Below are 21,220 nucleotides of genomic sequence, written 5' to 3'. Positions count from 1 at the left end.
AACTCGCCGCTCTTCCTGCGCCACCGTGGTCATTGCCCGCCGCTGATCCGCAGCGGCCGCTTGCAACCCCACGGAGGCCCGATCATGCCACATGAACCCGTCGTCCTGCCGCCGCGTTTTCTACGGACCAAGGAGGCCGCGACCTTTCTCAGCCTCTCGGCCCGGACCCTCGAAAAGCACCGCACCTACGGAACCGGGCCTGCCTATCGCAAGCTCGGCGGCCGTGTGGTCTATGCCATCGACGATCTCGAGGCCTGGACCGAGCGCGGCGCGGTGACCTCCACCTCCGATCCGCGTGGCTCAGTGCTGCCCGCCAAGCGTCAGTCGCTTCCGTCCGGCCCGCAGGCCGGTCGTTACGCCCGCTGATCGCAGCCGGTTCCCTTCATGACGGTGCGACGCCGATCCCTTTCTGAGCGCGGGCAGCTCGACCTGTTCCGGGCGCTCCCCGGCGACTTCGCGCCACGAGACGCGCAGGATCTCATGGCCTATCCCTTCTTCTCCCTCGCCAAGTCGAAGCGCATCGCGCCCATCGACTTCGCTGCCGGCAGCGTGACCATCCGGGTCGAGGCGGTTCCCGATCATGGCATGGCCACGATCTGGGACGCCGACATCCTGATCTGGGCCGCGAGCCAGATCGTCGAAGCCCGCGATGCCGGGCTTCGCACCTCCCGGCTGATGGCCGCCACGCCCTATGAGATTCTCACCTATGTCGGGCGCGGCACGTCGCTTCGCGACTACCAGCGGCTGAAGGCGGCGCTCGACCGGCTGCAATCGACCACGATTTCCACCTCGATCCGCCAGCCGACCGAAGGCCGCCGTCATCGTTTCTCGTGGATCAACGAATGGCAGGAGCGCACCGACCGCAACGGCCGACCCGACGGCATCGAGATGATCGTGCCGGACTGGTTCTACCAAGCCGTCCTCGACGATGCGCTCGTGCTGACCATCGACCGGACCTATTTCGATCTCACCGGCGGCCTCGACCGCTGGCTCTACCGCCTGGTGCGCAAGCACGGCGGCCGCCAGCGCGATGGCTGGCGGTTCGATTTCCGTCACCTTCACCAGAAATCCGGCAGCCTGTCGCCGTTCAAGCGCTTCGCCTTCGAGCTGCGCGACATCATCCGGCGCCAGCCTCTGCCGGGCTATTCGCTGTTTCTCGAAGCTGAGGTTGGCGGGCGGATGCTGCTGGCCTTCGAGCCGGTCGCGCCCTGTGGAAAACCTGTGGATGGCCTCGTGCTATCAGGAACCCGGACTATCGTGCTATCGGGAACCGGAGGCTCGTGCTATCAGGAACCGAAACCGGGCTTAACACCCGGAACCCATTCAGGAAATCGCGCCCTTAACTTAGAGTCTAACAAAGAGTCTAACTTTGAAGAGCGCGCGCGCGATGTGGAAAACCTCATCCGCGACACCGCCAGAAGCCTTGGTAGAGCCGCTAAGAAGAGGGCATCCGACGCCCCGGCATCGCCTCGACCGGCATCTGATCGAGGCGCAACCGAGGCTCCTGAATCTGCAGAAAGACCCCGCCTGCCTCTCGATCTGCCGGGGGGGTGCAAATGATCATCGCGCTCCTCAACCAGAAGGGCGGTGTCGGCAAGACGACGCTGGCGCTGCATCTTGCCGGTGAACTGGCTCAGGGTGGCAAGCGCGTCACCCTGATCGACGCCGATCCGCAAGGCTCCGCCCTCGACTGGTCGCAACAACGCGCGCGTGAGGGCCTGCCACGCGCCTTCGGCACCGTTGGCCTGGCCCGCGACACGCTGCATCGCGAAGCGCCCGAACTCGCCCGCGATGTCGATCGCATCGTCATCGACGGGCCACCGCGCGTCGCCGGCCTCATGCGCTCCGCGCTGCTCGCCGCCGATCTCGTGCTGATCCCGGTGCAGCCATCGCCGTTCGACGGCTGGGCTTCGGCGGAGATGCTCGCCCTCCTGGCGGAGGCGCGCATCTACCGGCCCCAGCTCGTTGCCCGCTTCGTGCTCAACCGCTGCGGTGCCCGCACCGTCATCGCCCGCGAGACCGCCGAGACGCTGGCGGACCACGATCCTCCCGTGCTCACCAGCGCCATCGGCCAGCGCGTCGTCTTCGCCGACGCCGCGCAGACCGGGCGGCTCGTCCGCGAGATCGGGCGCCGATCACCCGCCGCGCGCGAGATTGCCGCCCTGGCCGCCGAGATCGGCCTGCTGGGGATCGGGAGGGTATCGGCATGACGATCCTTACCGGCGACTGCCGCGAAGAAATGCCCTGGCACGCACCCTACGACATGATCATCGCCGATCCGCCCTATGGCGACACTTCGCTCGCCTGGGATCGGCGCGTCGAGGGCTGGGTCGTGCTGGCGCGCGCCGCCCTCAGGCCGACCGGCTCGCTCTGGGTCTTCGGCTCGCTGCGCAGCTTCATGGCGACCGCCGACCGCTTCACTGACGCCGGCTTGCGGATCGCGCAGGAGATCGTCTGGGAAAAGCAGAACGGCACCGGCTTTCATGCCGACCGCTTCAAGCGGGTGCATGAACTGGCCGTCCAGTTCTATCCCGCCGAGACCGCTTGGCGTGACATCTACAACGACGTCCAGACCACGCCCGACGCGACGGCCCGCACGGTGCGGCGCAAGCAGCGCCCGCCCCATACCGGCCAGATCGACGCCGGCCATTATGTCAGCCATGACGGCGGGCCGCGCCTCATGCGCTCGGTCATCTACCTGCGCAACTGCCACGGCCGCGCCATCCATCCGACCGAAAAGCCGTCGGCGCTCCTGGAGATCCTGATCCGCACGAGCTGCCCCGAAGGCGGCCTGGTCGGCGACTGGTTCGCCGGTTCCGGCGCGGTCGGGGAAGCCTGCCGGCTTTCCGGCCGGCGCTATCTCGGCTGCGAGATCGACCCCGACATGGCCGAGTGCGCGCGGGCGCGCATCGCCACCGTGCTGCCATTCCATGACGGAATTTCGTCATGACGGCGCGCACCGAGAAGCGCAGCTTCGCTACGCGCCCGGCCGATCCCGATAGCTGGATCAAGGCCGGCGACGCGCCGCCAAAGCGCACGGATACCGCCGACGCCTATTCGGCGCGGCTGACCGTGGACATCACGCCGGCGCTGCGCGGCCGCATCAAGATCGCGGCCTTCCAGCGCGGCATCACCGTCGCCGACATGCTGCGCGACCTGCTGGCGCGCGAGTTTCCCGACATAGGGGGAGACCGCCCATGATCGGCATCGACGCCCATGACGGCGATCTGACCCGCGCGGAACTGACCTGGGTGGAAGGCAAGACCGAATACTGGATCAGATTCGGCCATGCGACTGGTGAGCAGATCCTCGATCGCAACCGGCGTGTTGTATTCTTCCATCCCGGCACGGTGTTTGCGTTCGTCCGCTGGGCGGCGAACGACCACGGCACGATCATTTCGCGCCTCGACATCCTGCGCGCGGTTGCGCCGGGCCAGTCCTATCAGACGCTGCCCTTCGTCCGTCCAGGCGGCGAAATCCTGCTGAAGATCGAAGGCTGGCCGAAGGTCGAGGCTGTCCTTCGCCATGTCGACGGGATCGAGGCCATAGGTGTCGATCCGGCCCAAGTCGATCCCGATCATTGGCGGCACGTCTCCCACTGGATAAACGCAGGCGAAGCGCCGCGTCCCTACACCGCGGAGCGTCATCAGGCATGGCTCTGGCGGCGGGAGATCGCCCCATGACGCGCTTTCGCTATGTCATGGTGACGACGGTTGCCACGCTCGGGATCGCCTTTGCCGGATTCGTTCCGACTGCGCCAAGGCTGGTCTGGAACGCATCGGCCAGCGTGCCGATCGGGTTCTATACTGTCGCACCCGACGACCGGATCGCGGTGCCCGATCTGGTCGCCGTCATCCCACCCGAACCCTTCGCCTCGTTTATGGTCGAGCGCGGCTACGTCGCACGCGACGTGCCGCTTCTGAAGCACGTTCTCGGCCTGCCCGGACAGCGCCTGTGCCGCGATGGCCGCGCCATTATCGTCGACGGCGTTCCGCTCGGCGAGGCGCGCGACCACGACAGCTTCGGCCGAGACCTGCCGGTCTGGCAGGGCTGTCGCGTCATCGCCGAGGGCGAAGTGTTCCTGATGAACCCGGACGTCGGCGACAGCCTCGACGGCCGCTATTTCGGCCCGTTCCCCGCCTCGGCGGTGATCGGCCACGCGATCCCGCTTTTCACCGACGAAGACGGCGAGGGCCGCTTTGTCTGGCGCGCGCCGATGCGGTGACAGCGCGTCCAGAGCGGGGCCGTTGAGCCGTCCCGCGTCTTCTCCACCGCATAGGAAAGGAGCCTTCCATGGCACAGATCGGCCAGTTTACCCGCACCCCGTCCGGCTATTCCGGGCGACTCCGCACGCTCTCGCTGGACGTCGAGCTGACCTTCACGCCGTCGGAAAATGCGGACGCCGACAAGGCGCCTGCCTATCGCATCCATCTCGGCGATGAGTATGGGCCGGAAGTCGGCGCAGGCTGGAAACATTCCGGCGAGCGCGCGGGACCGTTCGTCTCCGTGCTTCTCGACGATCCAGTTTTCCAGCAGCCGATCCGCGCCCGCCTGTTCCAGTCGGACGAAGACGGCCGCGACTGGGGCTTGCACTGGACCCGCCAAAAGAAGCGCGACGAGCAGGAGTGATCATGGTCACGTCCTGCATCCGTCCCGCCTCGGGGAGATGTGGCGCCCGCCGCCGCATCCTCCTCCTTCTTCTTTCCGGCCTGTTCGTCACAGCCATTGCCCCGCTGCCCGGCCTGGCGCAGATCGCCGTGATGGGTCGTGCCGTCGCCGTGCATCCGCACGGCGCCCATATCGAAGAGGCTTCGCAGCGGTTCGGCATCCCGGCGGCATGGATCATCGCCGTGATGCAGGTCGAAAGCGCGGGCAATATGCACGCCATATCGTCTGCCGGCGCGATGGGGCTGATGCAGGTCATGCCCTCGACTTGGGCGGAGCTGCGCATCCGCCATGCTCTCGGCCGCGACCCCTTCGAGCCGCGCGACAACATCCTCGCGGGCACCGCCTACCTACGCGAGATGTGGGATCGCTACGGCAATGTTGCCGCGATGCTCGCGGCCTACAATGCCGGTCCCGGTCGCTACGATGAATACCGCGCGACGGCTCGTCCGCTGCCTGCCGAGACGCGCGCCTATGTCGCTGCTTTGACGCCGATCCTGCTCGGCGAGCGGCCTTCCGGCAGCGGCTCGACGGTCGCTCCGCCGCCCGACTGGCGCGAGGCGGCGCTCTTCGTCGCGCGTGAAATCGGCGCTTCCGCTGCCGATCCCGCGTCCCCCGACCGCACGCCGGACGATGCCCCTTCGCTCGTCCCGGCGGCACCGGACGCACTCACCGCCTTGCAGTCGGAGGGGCTGTTCGTCGCCCGCGATGCCGGTGGGGACCGGCCATGAGCAGCGGCACCGCAATTCGCATCCCATCGGGCGCTGGCGTGTCATGGAGGGCGCAGAGGGTGGCGGCAGGCACCACGACCGAAAGATGGCGAGATAAAAGGCCGCACGGTGCGGCTGTGGCGGGCGGTTGTTTTTGTTCAGGTTTCCGGCGCGTCCCGCACCGTGCGGCGCTGGCGCGCACCGTGCGCTGCGCGCTCCTCTTCCTGATTTTCCTTGATGATTTGCACCGTGCGGGGGCGCCCCATGTCCGATGACAACGAGTTCCGCATCCGTCCGGGCCGTATCCGCTCGACCCGCGCGCAACAGGCGAGGCCCTTTGTCGCCCAGGCGCTCGCCGCCGCCCAGAAAGCCGGCGGACGCGTCTCGCGCTCCGGCAAGATCACCTCGGGCAACCGCTCACGCTTCGGGCGCGGTCAGCGCGCCAGCATCCAGGCCAACCGGCTTCTCACCGGACGCTCGCGCATCGCCGTCATCAAGACCCGCGTGGTTCGCCAAACGGCACGCTCGGCTCCGCTCGGCGCACACCTTAATTATCTGCGCCGCGATGGCGTGACCCGCGACGGGGAAAAGGCGCGGATGTTCGGCCCGGAAAGGGACGACATGGATGTCGGCGCTTTCGCGGAAAAGTGCCAGGACGACAGGCATCATTTCCGCTTCATCGTCTCGCCCGAAGACGCGGTGGACATGGCCAATCTGAAGGATCACGCCCGCGAGCTGATGGGGCAGATGGAGAAGGATCTCGGCACGCGCCTCGATTGGGTCGCCGTCGATCACTGGAACACCGACAATCCCCATATCCATATCATCCTGCGCGGCCGCACCGACGATGGCCAGGACCTGGTGATTTCCCGCGACTACATCAAGGAGGGCATGCGCGCCCGTGCGCAGGATCTGGTCACGCAGGAACTCGGGCCCCGCACCGATCTGGAGATCCACCGCAATCTGGAGCGGCAGGTCGAGGCGGAACGCTGGACGCAGCTCGACCGGCAGCTTGTGCGCGACGCCGGCAAGTCCGGCATCATCGACCTTGCCCCGCTTCCCGACCGCCAGCCGGACGAGTTTCATACTCTGAAGGTGGGGCGGCTGCGAACCCTTGAAATCCGCGGGCTTGCCGAAGAGATCGGCCTCTCGCAATGGTTCATCAAGCCCGAAGCCGAAGCGGTCCTGCGTGAACTGGGCGAGCGCGGCGACATCATCAAGCGCATGCACCGTGCCCTGACCGAACGCGGCATCGAACGCGGCTCGGCCAGCTATGTCCTCGCCGGCGAAAGCCTTGACGTTCCCGTCATCGGCCGCCTGGTCGAGCGCGGCCTCGACGACGAGTTGAAGGGCACCGCTTATGCCGTGGTCGACGGCACCGACGGGCGGACCCATCACATCAAGCTGCCGCATCTCGACGCCGCCGGCGACAGTCCGCCCGGTTCCATCGTCGAGTTGCGATCCTGGGAGGACCCGCAGGGGCAGCGCCGCGTCGCGCTCGCCGTCCGCGCCGATCTCGATCTTGGTGCGCAAGTCGGCGCCTCGGGCGCGACCTGGCTCGACCGGCAGGCCATCGCCCGCGATCCGATCGCGCTGTCGGACAGCGGTTTCGGCGCTGAGGTCCGTCAGGCTCTGGACGAACGCGCTGAACATCTGATCGGCGAGGGCTTTGCCGAGCGGCAGGGCGGTCGCGTCGTCTTCGCGCGCCGGCTGCTCAGCACCTTGCGCCAACGCGAACTCGACAACCTCGGCGAGAAGCTCGCAACCGAGACCGGCATGTCCTTCGAGCGCGCAGCCAGCGGCGAATATGTCGCCGGCTCCTATCGCCAGCGTTTCGCGCTCGCCTCCGGCCGCTTCGCCATGATCGACGACGGCCTCGGCTTCCAGCTCGTGCCCTGGTCGCCCTCTCTCGAAAAACAGATCGGCCGTCACGTCTCCGGCGTAGCCCGCGATGATGGCGGCGTAGATTGGGACTTCGGGCGCAAGCGCTCCCTCGGCCTTTAGCCTCAACCAGAAAGGACCATCGCAATGTCCGCGACCAAGATCCTCTGGGGACAGATCACCATCGTCTTCCTCATCATCCTCGCCACCACCTGGGGCGCGACCCAGTATGTCGCCTCGAGCCTCGGTTATCAGGCGCAACTCGGGCCGCCCTGGTTCGTGATGTTCGGCGTGCCGATCTATTATCCGCCCGCGATCTTCTGGTGGTGGTATTTCTACGAAGCCTATGCGCCGCCGATCTTCGCCAAGGGCGGGATCATCGCGGCATCGGGCGGCTTCATCGCCATTGCCGTCGCCATCGGCATGTCGGTCTGGCGGGCGCGCGAGGCGAAAAACGTCGCCACCTATGGCTCGGCGCGATGGGCCGGGAAAGGAGAGATCAAGGCGGCGGGCCTGCTCGATCCCGATGGTGTTGTTCTCGGCCGTTACGAGAAGGACTATCTACGCCATGACGGGCCGGAGCATGTCCTGTGCTTTGCCCCGACACGTTCGGGCAAAGGCGTCGGCCTCGTCGTCCCGTCGCTGCTGACCTGGCCGGGGTCGGCCATCGTCCACGACATCAAGGGTGAGAACTGGCAGCTCACCTCCGGCTTCCGCTCGCAGCACGGCCGCGTGCTGCTCTTCGACCCGACCAACCCGAAATCCTCGGCCTACAATCCGCTGCTGGAAGTGCGCCGCGGCGAGTGGGAGGTGCGCGACGTCCAGAACATCGCCGACATCCTCGTCGATCCGGAAGGCAGTCTCGACAAGCGCAACCATTGGGAAAAGACCAGCCATTCGCTGCTGGTGGGCGCCATCCTGCATGTGCTTTACGCCGAACCCGACAAGACCCTGGCAGGTGTGGCCAAATTCCTGTCCGATCCGAAGCGCCCGGTGGATTCCACGTTGCGCGCCATGATGAAGACCGCGCATCTGGGCGAAGCGGGGCCGCACCCGGTCGTTGCCAGCGCCGCGCGCGAGCTGCGCAACAAGTCCGAGAACGAGCGCAGCGGCGTGTTGTCGACGGCGATGTCGTTTCTCGGCCTGTATCGCGATCCGGTCGTGGCCGAAGTCACACGCCGCTCCGACTGGCGCATCAGCGATATTGTGGGAGGCGATCAGCCGGTCACGCTTTACCTCGTCGTGCCGCCCTCCGACATCAACCGCACCAAGCCGCTGATGCGATTGCTGCTCAATCAGATCGGCCGTCGCCTGACCGAAGACCTGCAGGCGAACGCCGGGCGGCATCGGCTCCTTCTGATGCTGGACGAGTTTCCGGCGCTGGGCAGGCTCGATTTCTTCGAGACCGCGCTGGCTTTCATGGCCGGCTACGGTCTGAAATCATTCCTGATCGCGCAGTCGCTGAACCAGATCGAGAAAGCCTACGGGCCGAACAACTCGATCCTCGACAACTGCCATGTCCGCGTCAGCTTCGCCACCAACGACGAGCGCACGGCGAAACGGGTGTCGGATGCGCTCGGCACCGCCACCGAGATGAAGGCGATGAAGAACTATGCCGGCCATCGCCTGTCGCCCTGGCTCGGGCACCTTATGGTCTCGCGCTCGGAAACCGCGCGCCAGTTGCTGACGCCGGGCGAGATCATGCAGCTTCCCCCACATGAGGAGATCGTCATGGTGGCGGGCATCCCCCCGATCCGGGCGACGAAGGCGCGCTATTACGAGGACGCCCGGTTTCGCGAGCGCGTTCTGTCACCGCCTGAATTGAAAGGTCCCGAAGAAACGCGGCCCGACGACTGGACCAAGCTTCCGATCCCGGCGCGACCGGAAGGCGCCACGGATCACGGCGACCAGAGAACCAATGACGAAGATCCGACCGAATCCGAACGCCGATTGCAGCCTGAACTCAGCCGCGTAAAGCCCGTGGAGAAGAAAAAGCCCCTCGAGAACGAATTCGAGATCGCGCCGCCCGATGAAGTTGAGGAAGAGGCCATGCAAAATCGGCGCATGATCCGCCAGGTGCAGGGCATTGCCCGGCAGGTTGCCATGGACCCGAACGACGGCATGGAGCTGTAGCGCCATGGCCAATCTCCGGAAGAAGAAAAAACTCACCGTCTATCTGGACCCCGATGTCGAAAAAGCCCTGACCGAGTTTGCCGCGCGGCGGGACCGGTCGCAGTCGATGATCGGCGAGGCGGCCATCGCCTCATTCCTGTCTCCCGACGATGCCGAACGCCGAGAGGCGATAATCGCCAAGCGCCTCGATCGACTCGATCGCCGCATGGACCGGCTTGAACGAGACGTCGGCATCGCCGTCGAAAGCCTGGCGGTCTTCATCCGCTTCTGGGTCAACACCACACCGGCCTTGCCTGAGCCGGCGGCAAAGGCCGCGAAGGCCAAATCAGCGGAGCGATACGAGGCGTTCATCACCGCGCTCGGTCGCCGCCTCGCACAGGGACCGAAGCTGCGGCAGGAGGTGTCGGAGGATGTGACGGATCAGAGAGTTGAATTTGGCCGCCTTAGTCGTTGACACGAGTTCCCGCTCCCGGTTGGCTGAGCAGTAACAAGGATCCGCCGGAAGCGGCCTTCGCGACTGTCGCGGTCTTTGGGATTTTCGCGAATTATCCTAAGGTGATGGCTGTATATTCACTCGACTTTGGAGGAACAGCCTTGAGACTTGCCATTGCCAGCCTGTTCGCCATCGGTCTCGCCGTCCCTGCCTTCGCCCAGACGGAACCGCCCGCAGATTTTGACGAAGCCGCATGGCAGGCCGAATGGGACGCGGGCGACACGGATGGCGACGGCAAGCTGAGCCGGGAAGAGGCGAAAGCCGGGAATCCGAACATGACCGATGAAGTCTTCGACCAGATCGACACCGATGGCGACGGTTTCATCAGCCCCGCGGAAGACAAGGCCGCGCTCTTCGAAGCACGCGGCAAAACCACAAATGAATAGGGTATGGGCGGGGGCTTTTGGCGCAACGGTGTTTGTCGCGGCAGCATCCGTGGCAGGCGCGGAGGCGCCCACGTCCGCCAGACCGGCCGGGTTGCCTGAGAACTATGTTCCTGAAATCCCCTCGCATGAGATGGAGCCGGACACCGGCCCGCTTTCGGCCGCCCTACAGGAGCGTTTCCGCGACCGTATCGCCGGTATCTTCATCGAGCGCGAGCCCGATTTCCATGTCGTCGTCAGGCTAACGGGAGACCGGGATGCGGGCACGCTTCAGTACCAATTGGGCGAAGATCGGGTGCGTGTCGAAGTCCTGACAGGCGCATCCCATACCGTCGATCAACTGGTCGCCGCGTTGGATGACCGCCAGATGATTACGCGCGTTCTTCCCGATGGCTACGGCGGATATGTCGATGAGCGCACCGGATATGTGGTTCTTACGGTTCTCCCCGGAACAGAGCTTGCCGGTGGCAGCGAAGCATCCCTTTCGGCTGCTTTGGGCGTGCCGATCCGCATCATCGAAGGGGAACCCGCTACAATCGGTCCAGCACCACAGCAGCGGGAAGAGCGGTAATCCATTGCGGCCCGGATTCCGGGCCGCGACGTGTCGCAAAAATCAGTCGCACAATTTTGACTTTCGCACGCGACATTTGCGACAGAAATTCCCCTGAAAATTCAACGTTGGCCTGACCTGCTACAAAAATCAGGGATCTTCGTGACGGCTTCTCAAAACTTATCGTTGCTTCCCGCTTCTCCTTTGATCGGCCCCCATAACAGCGCGACGAGGGCGAGATTGGCGATGGCGAGAGCTGCCAGCGCCACAAGAGTTTGATCGGTGCCCCCGACCGAAAGCAGGATCGCACCCACGGTTGGGCCGGCAGCTTGGGCGACGAGACTGGGCCGGGCAAGCCGCCCCATGATCGGCGCATAGCGGGAAGGTCCGAACAGGGCGAGCGGGAGCGCACCCTTGGCGATCGAGAAGATGCCATTGCCGGCCCCGTAGAGGATGAGCGACAGGCCGATGATGAGAAAACCTGCCGCGAGCATCGTCACCCCTGCCGCGCTCAGGACGGAGGCGGCCGCGAGTGTCCAGAAGGGATGATGCCTCCCCCCGCTCGCCATTTCGCCAATTCGGCCGGCGACTTGGGCCGGGCCTATCAGCGCGCCGAGGGCTACAGCTTCGCCCAGCGACAGCCCGCGTTGCTGCAACAGGGTCAGCAGATGCACCGATATGATGGTGACGCCCAATCCGGCCAGCACCACGATCGCCATCATGATCAGATAGGCCCGGCGCTCATGGTCGCGCAGCTTGATCGCAGGAGCTTGGTCTTTGCCACCGATCGGCCTGGGCTTGCCGTTGCTCGGAAGGACCAGCAGCACGAGCGGCAGGCAGATCGCGAGATGAATGCCGGCATAGGCCATGCAGGCCCCGCGCCATCCCAGATGCTCCAGAAACAAGGCCGAGAGCGGCCAGCAGACCGTGCTTGCGAAGCCGCCCCACAAGGTCAGTGTAGTGATGGCGGATCGCGCGGAACGGCCATAATAGCCCCCGAGCGTGGCAAATGCCGCATCATAAAGGCCGGCCCCCATGCCGATACCGAGCACGATCCATCCGGCGACGAATACCCATAGGGACGGCGCAGCCGCAAGGATGACGAGGCCGGCAGCGAACAGCAGGCAAGCCAGAGCAAGGATGGGACGCCCGCCGTGCTGGCCAATGGCGTCACCCACGCGCGGGGAAACGACGCCGGCCGCGAGCAGGCCAATGGAGAGAGCGCCGACGATCCATGAAAGCGGCCAACCCGTATCGGCCGCGATCGGGGCGGCGAGAACGGCGAGCAGGTAATAGGAGCTGCCCCATGCAAATATCTGTACGATGCCGAGCGCGGAGATGACGGGCCACCTTCTCGCGTCGGGAGACAGGCCCGTTTGAGCCGGCAGGTTTGTCGTCACCGGACGCGCTTGAGCGCCATACGCTCTTCCAGCTTTTGGGCGGTTTCCTTGCGCTCGCTGTAGCGGTCGGTGAGGTAAGGAGCGACGTCGCGGGTCAGAAGCGTGAACTTCACCAGTTCCTCCATCACATCGACCACCCGGTCGTAATAGGATGAAGGCTTCATTCGACCCGCTTCGTCGAACTCCTGATATGCCTTGGCGACCGAGGACTGGTTGGGGATGGTGATCATCCGCATCCAGCGGCCGAGGACGCGAAGTTGGTTGACGGCGTTGAAACTCTGCGAGCCGCCAGAGACTTGCATCACGGCCAATGTGCGGCCCTGGGTGGGGCGAACTGCGCCAACCGCGAGCGGTATCCAGTCGATTTGCGCCTTGAGGACTCCGCTCATGGCACCGTGACGTTCGGGGCTGGTCCAGACCTGCCCTTCGGACCATTCCGAAAGTTTCCGAAGCTCCTGCACCTTCGGATGATCAACGGGCGCACCATCAGGCAGCGGCAGGCCGTGCGGATCGAACACACGGGTTTCCGCGCCGAAGTGGTTGAGGAGCCGTTCGGCTTCGAGCGTGAGCAGCTTGCTATAGGAGCGTTCACGCAACGAGCCGTAGAGCAGGAGAATGCGCGGCGGATGAGCAGAGGGCGTCGTTCGTAGGCGTTCAGCCGATGGGCTGTCGAGCACCGCGCGGACCACATTAGGAAGGTCGGAAACCGTCATGGCTTGGCCTCGGCCGGAACGGCAACGGGCGTCCCTTTCTCGGGAAACCACTTCGCGCCGAGCCTGAGCGCGACATGAACGAGCAGGATCAGTGCGGGCACTTCCACGAGCGGGCCGATGACGGCGGCGAAGGCCACCGGCGATGCGAGACCGAATGCCGCGATGGCGACCGCGATGGCCAACTCGAAATTATTGCCGGCAGCGGTGAAGGCGATGGCCGTGGTGCGCGGATAATCCGCCTCGATCAGCCGGCCCATCGCGAAGCTGATGAGGAACTGGATGACGAAATAAAGCGCCAGGGGAATGGCTATGCGCAGGACATCGAGAGGCAGCGACACCACGTCCGCGCCCTTGAGGCTGAACATGGCGACAATGGTGAACAGCAGCGCGGCTAGCGTTATGGGGCTGATGCGCGGCAGAAATTCGTGCTCATACCAGCCCGCGCCTTTGCGAGCGATGAGGATGCGGCGCGTCAGGAACCCGGCGAGGAAGGGAATGCCGAGATAGATCAGCACCGCTTCGGTAATGGTCCAGAAGCTCACGTCTATGACGCTGCCCTCAAGGCCGAAGAGGGGTGGCAAGACGGAAAGGAAAAACCACGCATAGGTGGAGAAGAACAGAATCTGGAATATCGAGTTGAAGGCAACCAGACCGGCGACATATTGATTGTCGCCGCGCGCGAGTTGGTTCCAGACCAGCACCATAGCGATGCAGCGGGCGAGTCCGATCAGGATCAGTCCTGTCATGTATTCCGGGTGGTCGCGCAGGAAGATCACGGCCAGCGCGAACATCAGCGTCGGGCCGATGATCCAGTTTTGTACCAGCGAAAGGATCAGCACTCGCTTGTCGGAAAAGACCCGGTGCAGTTCTTCGTAGCGCACCTTGGCGAGCGGCGGATACATCATCAGGATCAGGCCGATGGCGATCGGTATGTTGGTGGTGCCGACCGACATGGCGTTGAGAGCTTCCGGCAAGCCGGTGAATATCGTGCCCAGCACGACGCCGAGTGCCATCGCGGCGAAAATCCACACCGTCAGATAGCGGTCGAGGAAACCAAGGCGGGAAGCTGGCTTGAGGGAAGCCATCAGTATTCTCCAATCGCAGGCTGAAAGTCAGGCGGAAGCAACGCGCCGTCCATGTTCGTCAATGATCCGCTCGCCATCCTCTTTGACGAACTCGCCCCGTTGTGGGGGCAGCAGATCAAGAACGGCTTCGGACGGTCGGCAGAGCTTGACCCCTTGGGGGGTGACGACGAGGGGGCGATTGATGAGGATCGGGTGCGCCATCATGGCGTCGAGCAATGCGTCATCGCTCAATTCTGGATCGCCAAGGCCGAGGTCGGCATAGGGCGTTCCTTTCTCCCGCAAGATCGAGCGGGCCGTCAGGCTGGCGCGCTCGATGAGTTGCGCGAGCAGCGCCCGTGAGGGCGGGGTTTTCAGATATTCGATGATATGCGGCTCGACGCCGGAATTGCGGATCAGGCCGAGCGTATTGCGCGAGGTGCCGCAATCGGGATTGTGGTAGACAATGACATCCATGGATTGCCTCACGCCGCGCCAGAGCGGGGCGAGGCTGCCCCTTCGGATTGACCGATTTCGTTGAGCTTCATATTGAGCGACGATTTATCGAGGCTGGCGACGGGCAAGGCCACGAAGACCGAAATCCGGGTTTTCATGTAGCGAAACGCCGTGACAAAAGCCGCCATGCGCTGAATCTCGGTGCCCTCGACGGTGGCGGGGTCTTCGATACCCCAATGCGCGGTCATCGGCTGGCCCGGCCAGACCGGACAGGCTTCGCCGGCCGCGTTGTCGCAGACGGTGAACACGAAATCCATCACCGGCGCGTCGGGGCCGGAGAATTCTTCCCATCCTTTCGATCGGAAGCCTTCAGCCGGGTAGTCGTAGCTTTCGAGTACCTTCAGGGCGAGCGGGTTCACTTCGCCTTTGGGCTGGCTTCCAGCCGAATAGGCCCGGAAGCGACCCGCACCATCCTTGTTCAAGATGCTTTCGGCAAGGATCGAGCGGGCGGAATTTCCGGTGCAAAGAAACAGCACGTTGAAGATTCTATCGGAGTGATTGGCCATAGGCTCAGGCATGGGTGACGCCTTTCGTCGGTTTGCAGCAGGACAGCGCGGCGACTGCCGGGTTGCACACGTCCGGGTGGCCTTGGCAGCAATCGCGCATGAGAAATTCGAGCAGGCCGGACAGCGCCGGATAGGAGGCGCTGTAGATGATCGAGCGCCCGTCGCGCCGCGACTCGATGAGGTCGGCTTGTTCAAGGTGGCTCAGGTGGAAGGACATGCGCGACGACGATGCGCCGTCCATCGCTTCCCCGATCGCGCCGGCCGGCATCCCTTCCGGGCCGGCCGTCACCAGCAGGCGCACGATGCGCAGCCGGGTTTCCTGCGAGAGCGCCGCGAAGGCAGAGAGGGCTTGCTTTTCGTTCATGTATGCCTCAACATCTCAAGAGTAGTTGAATCATGGATACACGGACATGAACGCTTACGCCAGCCCCTTAATCACAGAATTTCCTGATGTTGCCTCGCTCGGGGCGATCCTCGATATTTTGGAGGGCCATGCCGACAAGGTTCTTGTGCTCGCCTATGGCGACGGGCAGCAGGTGCAGGCCGGCTATCACATCACGGAGGTCAAGGCCGGTTCCTTCGTCACGCTCGATTGCGGCGGCAATCCCGATGCGTGGCGGGAGACGGTCTTGCAGGTCGAGGATATTCCCCCGACCGAAGGCAGCATGCCGATGACCGTCGCCAAGTTCCGGTCAATCTTGGGAAAGGTCGGCAGCAGGGTCCAGCTTGACACGGACGCGCGGTTGACATGGGAGGTGAGCCGGCCCGGTGAGCCGATGCAGGTCTATGACGGGGCCGGAATCGAGATCGAGAAAGACCGGACGATTGTGCGTCTCAGCCCGCGCCCCGCAATCTGCAAGCCGAGGCATCGCGCGCAGCAGACGAGAGCGTCTGCCTGCTGCGGCTAAGCCCGCCCGAGCCATTGCCATGTCGCACTACTTCTAAAGCCCGCTACGTTGCAGGTTCCGGGAATTTTGCGGCGATAGTTTCGGATAGCTGGCGAGGACTTCTGTTCATGCAGCCTTTGTTTTGCCTCGTGCCAGAACGCTCTCCACCAGCAAAAGCCCGACCCCACAGACAATCGCCACGTCGGCAAGGTTGAAGGCGGGCCAATGATAGCTGCCAATGTAAAAATCCAGGAAATCCGCCACCGCACCCTGCCGCAGCCGGTCGAGCAGATTGCCGAGCGCCCCCCCAACCACGAGCCCGAGGGCGGATGCCGTCAGGCGGCTGTCGCTTCGATGGATCCAGACAAGGAGGCCAGCGACTATAGCGAGCGTGAACGCCATCAGGAGCCAAGCCGGCGCCTGGCCGAACAATCCGAAGCTCACGCCGGTATTGAAGCCGAGCACGAGATTAAAGAAGCCGGTGACGGGGATGACCTGAGGCGGGTTCATAACATGGTTCAGGACCCACCACTTCGTCGCCTGATCAAGGAAAAATCCGCCAAGGGCGATGGGAAGGCCGAGCCTGAGCATGTCCAAATGTCCTTTAAACTCCGGCTTAGCCGATCCGGCCGAGGGCCGGGAAAGTCTGGAGCAGCCATATCGCAAAGCTGGTTAGATGGCCGGTGATCATGGCGATGCCCATCACCACCATCACCCCACCAGCGACGATTTTGAGCACCCGGCCAGTACGGCGCATCGACATCATCCGCGCCATGAACCCGCGCATGAACAAAGCGGCCAAGATGAAAGGGAGGCCAAGGCCGAGCGAGTAGACGGCGAGCAGCGTCGTTCCGCTTGCGACCGTGGCGTTGGCGGCGGACAGGGTCAGAATCGCGCCCAGCACTGGTCCGATGCAGGGAGTCCAGCCGAACGCGAAAGCGAGACCGAGGAGATAAGCCGCGCCGGCGCTTCCGCTGCCCGGATTGGCATGGAACCGCGCTTCACGATTGAGCCAGGGCATTGGTACGAGGCCTGTCGTGAACAGACCGAAGAGGACGACGATTACGCCTCCGATCAGGTTCGCTTCGAAAAGATACATGCGCAGGAGCCGGCTCAACACGGTTGCGCTGGCCCCAAGGAGGACGAACACGGTCGTAAAGCCGAGCACGAAGCAGAGGCTGAGGCCGAGAGTTCGGCTTGCCGCCTTGAATTCGGCATCGGCCGCAGTGCCATCCGGGCTAATCGTGCGGCCTGCGACGTAGGAGATATAGCCCGGCACCAGCGGAAGGACGCAGGGCGACAGGAAGGATACGACACCTGCGGCGAAAGCCGTCGCTATTCCGATACTGGAGAACTCCATCAGCCAATCTCGCCCGCCAGGCGGCGGAGCTTCTGCAATCGAATCTCACGCGGCTCGTGCATGTCGAGCGTGCCGACGAATTGGCTCTCGGCATCCATCAGGTAAACGCCGGCGGTATGATCCATTGTGTATTCGCCCCCTTCCAGAGGCACTTTTCGCGCATAGGCCGCAAAGGCCTTCACCACAGCGTCCGTTTCCTGTCGATTTCCCCGCAGTGCGAGGATGCGGTTATCAAAGGCTGTCATGTACTGAGCCAGCAATTCTTGTGTGTCCCGTTCGGGATCGACGGTGAAGAACAGGACGTTGAACTGGTCGGCCACCGGCCCGAGCTCGTTCATGAGATCGCTCAGTTCATAGAGCGTCGTCGGGCACACATCGGGACAATGGGTGAAGCCGAAGAAGGCGAGATAAGGCTTTCCGGCCAGCGCAGCATTGTCGATCGTTTCGCCTCGATGGGATGTGAGCTGGAACGGGCCGCCGATGGCTGCCGTGCCTGTCGAGGACGCGACCGCCACGGTTTGCTGTTGCCAAGGCTTGGATACGGACAGGCCGATGAAAAGCCCGCCGACAGCGGCGACGGCAACCCATGCAACAAGGCGGAAAAGTTTGACGCCGCTCATTGGACAGCCTCTCCGTGTCCGTCATGTTCGTTCGCAGATTCCGGACGAGCGCCCATGTTCTGCACAACGAACTCAACGTCGATCGCACCGGCCTGCTCGAACACAAGAGTCGCGGCAAACCGCTCCCCATCCTTCAAAGGGCGCGATGGCTTCAAGAACATGATGTGCATACCGCCAGGTTGAAGCTCGACGGTCTCGCCAGCTCCAATTTCGATGCCATTTTGCACAGGCCTCATGCTGGCAACCCCATCGCTCACGGTCGACTCATGGATTTCCACCCGGTCTGACAGAGGTGATGAGATTGAAACCAGGCGATCGGCCATATCGCCATCGTTTGTCAGCGTCAGATAGCCGCCGGCTACCGGCGTGACCGGCGGAGTCGCGCGTGACCACGGGTGATTGATGGTGATCGAACCAGCTTGGAAGTCGTGACCCACAGCAGGAGAGATCGACACTGCAAGGGCAAGGAAGGCGGCGGATAGGGCTCGCAAACTAGTCATGTTCCTTTTCTCCTTTTCCAGCTTCGCCGGCCTTCTCAAGGATTTCGAAGCCGCTTCTGACAACGACTACAACCACACCCAAGCCAATGATCAGATCCGGATAAGGCGAATTGAAAAGAATTACTGCAAGACCAGAAACAGCGATCGCCGAGTTCACGAGCATATCGTTTGTCGTGAATATCCATGAGGCTTGCAGATGCACGCCACTTTCCCGATGTGATTTCAGGAACCACATGCAGATCATATTCGTAAGCGCGCTCGCGATTGCCACGGCGATCATGACCGGCCCGATCGGATCGGAGCCAGTGAAGAAGCGTCGGCCAACCTCAAACAGAAGCAAACCGGCGAATACTATCAGGAGCATACCCGACAGCCGCGCAACGCGAACCTTCGCCGCCAAACCGCGACCTACGACGAAAAGGCTGATGGCGTAGACACCGGCATCGCCAAGATTATCGAGTGCAGAGCCCATCAATCCTGTTGACTGAGCCCACCAACCTAATCCTCCCACAATGGCTGCCTGGGCAGTATTAATCGCAAGTACCCATGCGAGCGCCCATTGTTCGCTCTTCTCGGATGAATTGGCACTGCCCTGGGACTGATTACTCATAAATTATACCTCGGCTTTCTTGGCGAGAAGTGGAAGCCGCGACCTGCATGTGCGCACTGTTCAAGCTCATTTGTCGCGGGTGCCGCGCCAGGTCAGCAGGCGCAGCGCATTGGCCGTAACGAGGACAGTAGCGCCCGTATCGGCGAGGATGGCCATCCAGAGCGTGGTAATGCCGAATAGAGTCGTCACGAGGAAGACAGCCTTCAGACCAAGCGCTATTGCGATGTTCTGCCAGATATTGCCGAGCGTCGCCTGCGACAATCCGATGAGATCAGCGATACCCGTCACCCGGTTTCTGAGCAGCGCGGCATCAGCGGTTTCCAGCGCGACGTCGGTGCCCGCACCCATGGCAACGCCAACGGAGGCAGCAGCGAGCGCCGGAGCGTCGTTGATACCGTCTCCCACCATGGCAATCGGTCCATCAGCCCTGAGGCGGCCGATCTCGGCGAGCTTGGCGTCGGGCAGAAGTTCGGCGCTCGCCTCAAGGCCGAGATGAGCCGCAATGGCGTCGGCCGTGCGCTTGTTGTCGCCGGTCAGCATCAGAGGGCGCACGCCGCGATCTGTCAGCCGCTTCACACCTTCGATAGCGTCGTCGCGCGGCTCGTCGCGCAAGGCGATCAATCCCTCGATGGTCTTGCCCTTGATGAGCACGACGACCGTCTTGCCCTGGCTCTCCAGCCCGGTGATCGTGTCAACGATGCTCTCTTCGAGGCCCGTTTGTTCGGCGGCGTGACGGGGAGACCCGACCGAAGCGAAGCCGTCCTTCAACCGCGCTGTGACCGCTTTGCCGGGTGTGGCAACGCCGCCCCCGAAGGTGGCGGGCAGTTCGAGCCCCCGCACCTTTGCCGCCTCCACGATTGCAATCCCGAGAGGATGGCTGGTGCTGCGCTCGACGGCCGCCGCGATGGCAAGGACGGAGTTCTCATCACCATTGATCGGCACAATGTCCGTCACCTGGGGGTGGCCACGCGTCAGCGTTCCCGTCTTGTCGAAGGCAACGGTTACGACCTTGCCAAGTGTTTCCAGCGTCGCGCCGCCCTTGATCAACAGTCCCTGACGCGCACCGGCGGCAAGACCCGAAGCAATAGCCGCCGGTGTGGAAATCACGAGCGCGCAGGGACAAGCAATCAGCAACGTCGCGAGACCCCGATACACCCATGTCATCCAGTCACCGCCGAAGGCGAGCGGCGGCACGACAACGATCAGAGCCGCGACGACCATCGCGCCCGGCGTGTACCAGCGGCTGAAACGGTCGATCATACGCGCCGTCGGGGCCTTTGATTCCTGGGCTTCCTCGACCATGTGGATGATACGGGCGATGGTGTTGTCGGCCGCGACATGGCTAATCGACACCCGCAACTCGCCATTTGCATTGATGCTGCCGGCATAGACGTTTGCGCCGGCTTCTTTCAGCACGGGCACGGATTCGCCTGTCACCGGGGCCTCATCGACCTCAGAAACGCCGTCAATCACCGTGCCGTCAGACGGCACACGGTCACCAGGCCGAACAACGACAACATCACCGACGGCCAGATCTTCTGCGGCGACCTTCTCAACAACACCATCACGCTCGCGGAACGCGGCCCGAGGCACGAGATCGATCAGTGCTTCAATGCCAGCGCGCGCACGGCCGGCCGCCACGGTTTCAAGCAATTCGCCCACTGCGAACAGAAAGATCACGACAGCAGCTTCTTCGGCCTCGCCGATGGCGACCGCGCCGAGTGCCGCGACCGTCATCAGCGTCTCGATGGTGAAGGGGGAGCCGGACATCGCGCCGGCGACCGCCCGCCTCGCGAACGGGATGATGCTGATCAATGCAGCGCCCGAGTATAGCCATTGCTCCGATTCGGGCAGGACACGCGCGAGGGCGAAGGCAAGGATGAACAACGCGCCGGTAAGGAGCACAAGCCGACCCTTGCTGCCTTTCCACCACGCCTCCGTGCTGCGTTTCCGAGGTGGGCTCGCCTTTGCCTCGGTCTGCTCGATCACTGGTGTGTAGCCGAGCGCTCGGATCTTTTGCTCAATGGTGCCGAGAGCCGTACGGTCCTCATCCAGTTGCAATGCGAGCGTCTCGTTGGCGTAGCTGACATGAATGTCGCTAACGCCCGGCAGGCGTTGCATCACCGTTTCAATTTTCAACGCGCAGGAGGCGCAGTCCATGCCTTCTACACGCAGTCTGTAAGGGCTCGCTGCCGCCATGATGTCACCTCGACTTTCCCGATGTGACATTGT

The 21,220-nt window shown here is 63.6% G+C and carries 27 protein-coding genes; 15 read left to right on the top strand and 12 right to left on the bottom strand.

The window, feature by feature from the left end:
• Window positions 1–84: 84 nt before the first annotated feature.
• From AUL31_RS16860 to AUL31_RS16795, 14 genes are all read left to right on the top strand, one after another.
• Window positions 85–366, top strand: coding sequence for a helix-turn-helix transcriptional regulator (locus AUL31_RS16860; protein WP_039194768.1), 282 nt, complete (start codon window positions 85–87; stop codon window positions 364–366).
• Between the two features lie 18 nt (window positions 367–384).
• Complete coding sequence (locus tag AUL31_RS16855; protein ID WP_039194769.1) at window positions 385–1,560, top strand: replication initiator protein A; 1,176 nt, start codon at window positions 385–387, stop codon at window positions 1,558–1,560.
• Window positions 1,557–2,210, top strand: coding sequence for a ParA family partition ATPase (gene parA / locus AUL31_RS16850; protein ID WP_012092628.1), 654 nt, complete (start codon window positions 1,557–1,559; stop codon window positions 2,208–2,210). The genes AUL31_RS16855 and parA overlap by 4 nt, the downstream gene beginning before the upstream one ends.
• Window positions 2,207–2,950: a DNA-methyltransferase gene (locus AUL31_RS16845; protein WP_039194770.1), complete on the top strand. Its 744-nt coding sequence runs from the start codon at window positions 2,207–2,209 to the stop codon at window positions 2,948–2,950. The genes parA and AUL31_RS16845 overlap by 4 nt, the downstream gene beginning before the upstream one ends.
• Window positions 2,947–3,201 (top strand): hypothetical protein, encoded by a 255-nt coding sequence (locus tag AUL31_RS16840; protein WP_039194771.1) that lies wholly within the window; start codon window positions 2,947–2,949, stop codon window positions 3,199–3,201. The genes AUL31_RS16845 and AUL31_RS16840 overlap by 4 nt, the downstream gene beginning before the upstream one ends.
• A complete protein-coding gene (locus AUL31_RS16835; RefSeq protein WP_012092631.1) occupies window positions 3,198–3,683 on the top strand; it encodes a DUF2840 domain-containing protein in 486 nt (161 codons plus the stop codon). The genes AUL31_RS16840 and AUL31_RS16835 overlap by 4 nt, the downstream gene beginning before the upstream one ends.
• Window positions 3,680–4,225 (top strand): S26 family signal peptidase, encoded by a 546-nt coding sequence (locus AUL31_RS16830; protein WP_012092632.1) that lies wholly within the window; start codon window positions 3,680–3,682, stop codon window positions 4,223–4,225. Before AUL31_RS16835 ends, AUL31_RS16830 begins: the two co-directional genes overlap by 4 nt.
• A gap of 68 nt (window positions 4,226–4,293) precedes the next feature.
• Window positions 4,294–4,629, top strand: a complete 336-nt coding sequence (locus AUL31_RS16825; protein ID WP_012092633.1) for a DUF736 domain-containing protein — start codon at window positions 4,294–4,296, stop codon at window positions 4,627–4,629.
• Window positions 4,630–4,631: 2 nt separating this feature from the next.
• Window positions 4,632–5,396, top strand: a complete 765-nt coding sequence (locus AUL31_RS16820; RefSeq protein WP_012092634.1) for a lytic transglycosylase domain-containing protein — start codon at window positions 4,632–4,634, stop codon at window positions 5,394–5,396.
• Window positions 5,397–5,639: 243 nt separating this feature from the next.
• Window positions 5,640–7,379 (top strand): relaxase/mobilization nuclease domain-containing protein, encoded by a 1,740-nt coding sequence (locus AUL31_RS16815; protein ID WP_037092212.1) that lies wholly within the window; start codon window positions 5,640–5,642, stop codon window positions 7,377–7,379.
• Window positions 7,380–7,403: 24 nt separating this feature from the next.
• Window positions 7,404–9,389, top strand: a complete 1,986-nt coding sequence (locus AUL31_RS16810; protein ID WP_012092636.1) for a conjugal transfer protein TraG — start codon at window positions 7,404–7,406, stop codon at window positions 9,387–9,389.
• Window positions 9,390–9,393: 4 nt separating this feature from the next.
• Window positions 9,394–9,843: a ribbon-helix-helix domain-containing protein gene (locus AUL31_RS16805; protein ID WP_012092637.1), complete on the top strand. Its 450-nt coding sequence runs from the start codon at window positions 9,394–9,396 to the stop codon at window positions 9,841–9,843.
• A gap of 140 nt (window positions 9,844–9,983) precedes the next feature.
• Window positions 9,984–10,268: an EF-hand domain-containing protein gene (locus tag AUL31_RS16800; RefSeq protein ID WP_036749074.1), complete on the top strand. Its 285-nt coding sequence runs from the start codon at window positions 9,984–9,986 to the stop codon at window positions 10,266–10,268.
• A 91-nt stretch (window positions 10,269–10,359) separates the two neighbouring features.
• Window positions 10,360–10,836 carry a hypothetical protein gene (locus AUL31_RS16795; protein ID WP_147307258.1) on the top strand — a complete coding sequence of 159 codons (477 nt, stop codon included), beginning with the start codon at window positions 10,360–10,362 and terminating at the stop codon, window positions 10,834–10,836.
• Between the two features lie 152 nt (window positions 10,837–10,988).
• Here the strand turns inward: AUL31_RS16795 and AUL31_RS16790 are convergent, their stop codons facing one another.
• From AUL31_RS16790 to AUL31_RS16765, 6 genes are read right to left on the bottom strand one after another with little or no spacing between them, the layout of a single operon-like run.
• Window positions 10,989–12,185, bottom strand: a complete 1,197-nt coding sequence (locus tag AUL31_RS16790; protein WP_049768451.1) for an MFS transporter — start codon at window positions 12,183–12,185, stop codon at window positions 10,989–10,991.
• A gap of 26 nt (window positions 12,186–12,211) precedes the next feature.
• Complete coding sequence (arsH, locus tag AUL31_RS16785) at window positions 12,212–12,928, bottom strand: arsenical resistance protein ArsH (RefSeq protein WP_012092640.1); 717 nt, start codon at window positions 12,926–12,928, stop codon at window positions 12,212–12,214.
• Window positions 12,925–14,013, bottom strand: a complete 1,089-nt coding sequence (gene arsB / locus AUL31_RS16780) for an ACR3 family arsenite efflux transporter (RefSeq protein ID WP_012092641.1) — start codon at window positions 14,011–14,013, stop codon at window positions 12,925–12,927. The genes arsH and arsB overlap by 4 nt, the downstream gene beginning before the upstream one ends.
• A 27-nt stretch (window positions 14,014–14,040) precedes the next feature.
• Window positions 14,041–14,466, bottom strand: coding sequence for an arsenate reductase (glutaredoxin) (gene arsC / locus AUL31_RS16775; protein ID WP_012092642.1), 426 nt, complete (start codon window positions 14,464–14,466; stop codon window positions 14,041–14,043).
• Between the two features lie 8 nt (window positions 14,467–14,474).
• Window positions 14,475–15,011, bottom strand: coding sequence for an arsenate reductase ArsC (locus tag AUL31_RS16770; protein ID WP_034658503.1), 537 nt, complete (start codon window positions 15,009–15,011; stop codon window positions 14,475–14,477).
• Between the two features lie 4 nt (window positions 15,012–15,015).
• Window positions 15,016–15,375, bottom strand: coding sequence for an ArsR/SmtB family transcription factor (locus AUL31_RS16765; protein WP_012092644.1), 360 nt, complete (start codon window positions 15,373–15,375; stop codon window positions 15,016–15,018).
• A 46-nt stretch (window positions 15,376–15,421) separates the two neighbouring features.
• Here AUL31_RS16765 and AUL31_RS16760 point away from each other — a divergent pair, with 46 nt between their 5' ends.
• Window positions 15,422–15,919, top strand: a complete 498-nt coding sequence (locus tag AUL31_RS16760) for a DUF6428 family protein (protein ID WP_012092645.1) — start codon at window positions 15,422–15,424, stop codon at window positions 15,917–15,919.
• 105 nt (window positions 15,920–16,024) lie between these two features.
• On the opposite strand, the gene lspA is transcribed toward AUL31_RS16760, so the two are convergent.
• The 6 genes from lspA to AUL31_RS16730 all read right to left on the bottom strand — a co-directional run bounded on the left by lspA (window position 16,025) and on the right by AUL31_RS16730 (window position 21,187).
• Window positions 16,025–16,489 carry a signal peptidase II gene (lspA, locus tag AUL31_RS16755; RefSeq protein WP_012092646.1) on the bottom strand — a complete coding sequence of 155 codons (465 nt, stop codon included), beginning with the start codon at window positions 16,487–16,489 and terminating at the stop codon, window positions 16,025–16,027.
• Window positions 16,490–16,514: 25 nt separating this feature from the next.
• The gene (locus AUL31_RS16750) at window positions 16,515–17,258 is read right to left on the bottom strand and encodes a cytochrome c biogenesis CcdA family protein (RefSeq protein ID WP_012092647.1); all 744 of its coding nucleotides are present in this window, start codon (window positions 17,256–17,258) and stop codon (window positions 16,515–16,517) included.
• Complete coding sequence (locus tag AUL31_RS16745; RefSeq protein ID WP_012092648.1) at window positions 17,258–17,878, bottom strand: SCO family protein; 621 nt, start codon at window positions 17,876–17,878, stop codon at window positions 17,258–17,260. The genes AUL31_RS16750 and AUL31_RS16745 overlap by 1 nt, the downstream gene beginning before the upstream one ends.
• Window positions 17,875–18,378, bottom strand: a complete 504-nt coding sequence (locus tag AUL31_RS16740; protein ID WP_028034400.1) for a copper chaperone PCu(A)C — start codon at window positions 18,376–18,378, stop codon at window positions 17,875–17,877. The genes AUL31_RS16745 and AUL31_RS16740 overlap by 4 nt, the downstream gene beginning before the upstream one ends.
• The gene (locus AUL31_RS16735; protein ID WP_012092650.1) at window positions 18,371–18,988 is read right to left on the bottom strand and encodes a cation transporter; all 618 of its coding nucleotides are present in this window, start codon (window positions 18,986–18,988) and stop codon (window positions 18,371–18,373) included. The genes AUL31_RS16740 and AUL31_RS16735 overlap by 8 nt, the downstream gene beginning before the upstream one ends.
• Window positions 18,989–19,054: 66 nt before the next feature.
• On the bottom strand, window positions 19,055–21,187 hold the full coding sequence (locus AUL31_RS16730; RefSeq protein WP_028034401.1) for a heavy metal translocating P-type ATPase: 2,133 nt from the start codon (window positions 21,185–21,187) through the stop codon (window positions 19,055–19,057).
• Between the last annotated feature and the right edge of the window lie 33 nt (window positions 21,188–21,220).

This window comes from Aureimonas altamirensis (assembly GCF_001463885.1).
Taxonomy (GTDB): Bacteria; Pseudomonadota; Alphaproteobacteria; order Rhizobiales; family Rhizobiaceae; genus Aureimonas; species Aureimonas altamirensis.
Note: the sequence above shows the minus strand (reverse complement) of the source record. Positions and strands in the feature narration are given on the sequence as shown.

Coding starts and splice junctions, on each gene's coding strand:
- AUL31_RS16860 (WP_039194768.1), top strand. CDS start 85: ATGCCACATGAACCCGTCGTCCTGCCGCCGCGTTTTCTACGGACCAAG.
- AUL31_RS16855 (WP_039194769.1), top strand. CDS start 385: ATGACGGTGCGACGCCGATCCCTTTCTGAGCGCGGGCAGCTCGACCTG.
- parA (WP_012092628.1), top strand. CDS start 1,557: ATGATCATCGCGCTCCTCAACCAGAAGGGCGGTGTCGGCAAGACGACG.
- AUL31_RS16845 (WP_039194770.1), top strand. CDS start 2,207: ATGACGATCCTTACCGGCGACTGCCGCGAAGAAATGCCCTGGCACGCA.
- AUL31_RS16840 (WP_039194771.1), top strand. CDS start 2,947: ATGACGGCGCGCACCGAGAAGCGCAGCTTCGCTACGCGCCCGGCCGAT.
- AUL31_RS16835 (WP_012092631.1), top strand. CDS start 3,198: ATGATCGGCATCGACGCCCATGACGGCGATCTGACCCGCGCGGAACTG.
- AUL31_RS16830 (WP_012092632.1), top strand. CDS start 3,680: ATGACGCGCTTTCGCTATGTCATGGTGACGACGGTTGCCACGCTCGGG.
- AUL31_RS16825 (WP_012092633.1), top strand. CDS start 4,294: ATGGCACAGATCGGCCAGTTTACCCGCACCCCGTCCGGCTATTCCGGG.
- AUL31_RS16820 (WP_012092634.1), top strand. CDS start 4,632: ATGGTCACGTCCTGCATCCGTCCCGCCTCGGGGAGATGTGGCGCCCGC.
- AUL31_RS16815 (WP_037092212.1), top strand. CDS start 5,640: ATGTCCGATGACAACGAGTTCCGCATCCGTCCGGGCCGTATCCGCTCG.
- AUL31_RS16810 (WP_012092636.1), top strand. CDS start 7,404: ATGTCCGCGACCAAGATCCTCTGGGGACAGATCACCATCGTCTTCCTC.
- AUL31_RS16805 (WP_012092637.1), top strand. CDS start 9,394: ATGGCCAATCTCCGGAAGAAGAAAAAACTCACCGTCTATCTGGACCCC.
- arsH (WP_012092640.1), bottom strand. CDS start 12,928: ATGACGGTTTCCGACCTTCCTAATGTGGTCCGCGCGGTGCTCGACAGC.
- arsB (WP_012092641.1), bottom strand. CDS start 14,013: ATGGCTTCCCTCAAGCCAGCTTCCCGCCTTGGTTTCCTCGACCGCTAT.
- arsC (WP_012092642.1), bottom strand. CDS start 14,466: ATGGATGTCATTGTCTACCACAATCCCGATTGCGGCACCTCGCGCAAT.
- AUL31_RS16770 (WP_034658503.1), bottom strand. CDS start 15,011: ATGGCCAATCACTCCGATAGAATCTTCAACGTGCTGTTTCTTTGCACC.
- AUL31_RS16765 (WP_012092644.1), bottom strand. CDS start 15,375: ATGAACGAAAAGCAAGCCCTCTCTGCCTTCGCGGCGCTCTCGCAGGAA.
- AUL31_RS16760 (WP_012092645.1), top strand. CDS start 15,422: ATGAACGCTTACGCCAGCCCCTTAATCACAGAATTTCCTGATGTTGCC.
- lspA (WP_012092646.1), bottom strand. CDS start 16,489: ATGCTCAGGCTCGGCCTTCCCATCGCCCTTGGCGGATTTTTCCTTGAT.
- AUL31_RS16750 (WP_012092647.1), bottom strand. CDS start 17,258: ATGGAGTTCTCCAGTATCGGAATAGCGACGGCTTTCGCCGCAGGTGTC.
- AUL31_RS16745 (WP_012092648.1), bottom strand. CDS start 17,878: ATGAGCGGCGTCAAACTTTTCCGCCTTGTTGCATGGGTTGCCGTCGCC.
- AUL31_RS16740 (WP_028034400.1), bottom strand. CDS start 18,378: ATGACTAGTTTGCGAGCCCTATCCGCCGCCTTCCTTGCCCTTGCAGTG.
- AUL31_RS16735 (WP_012092650.1), bottom strand. CDS start 18,988: ATGAGTAATCAGTCCCAGGGCAGTGCCAATTCATCCGAGAAGAGCGAA.
- AUL31_RS16730 (WP_028034401.1), bottom strand. CDS start 21,187: ATGGCGGCAGCGAGCCCTTACAGACTGCGTGTAGAAGGCATGGACTGC.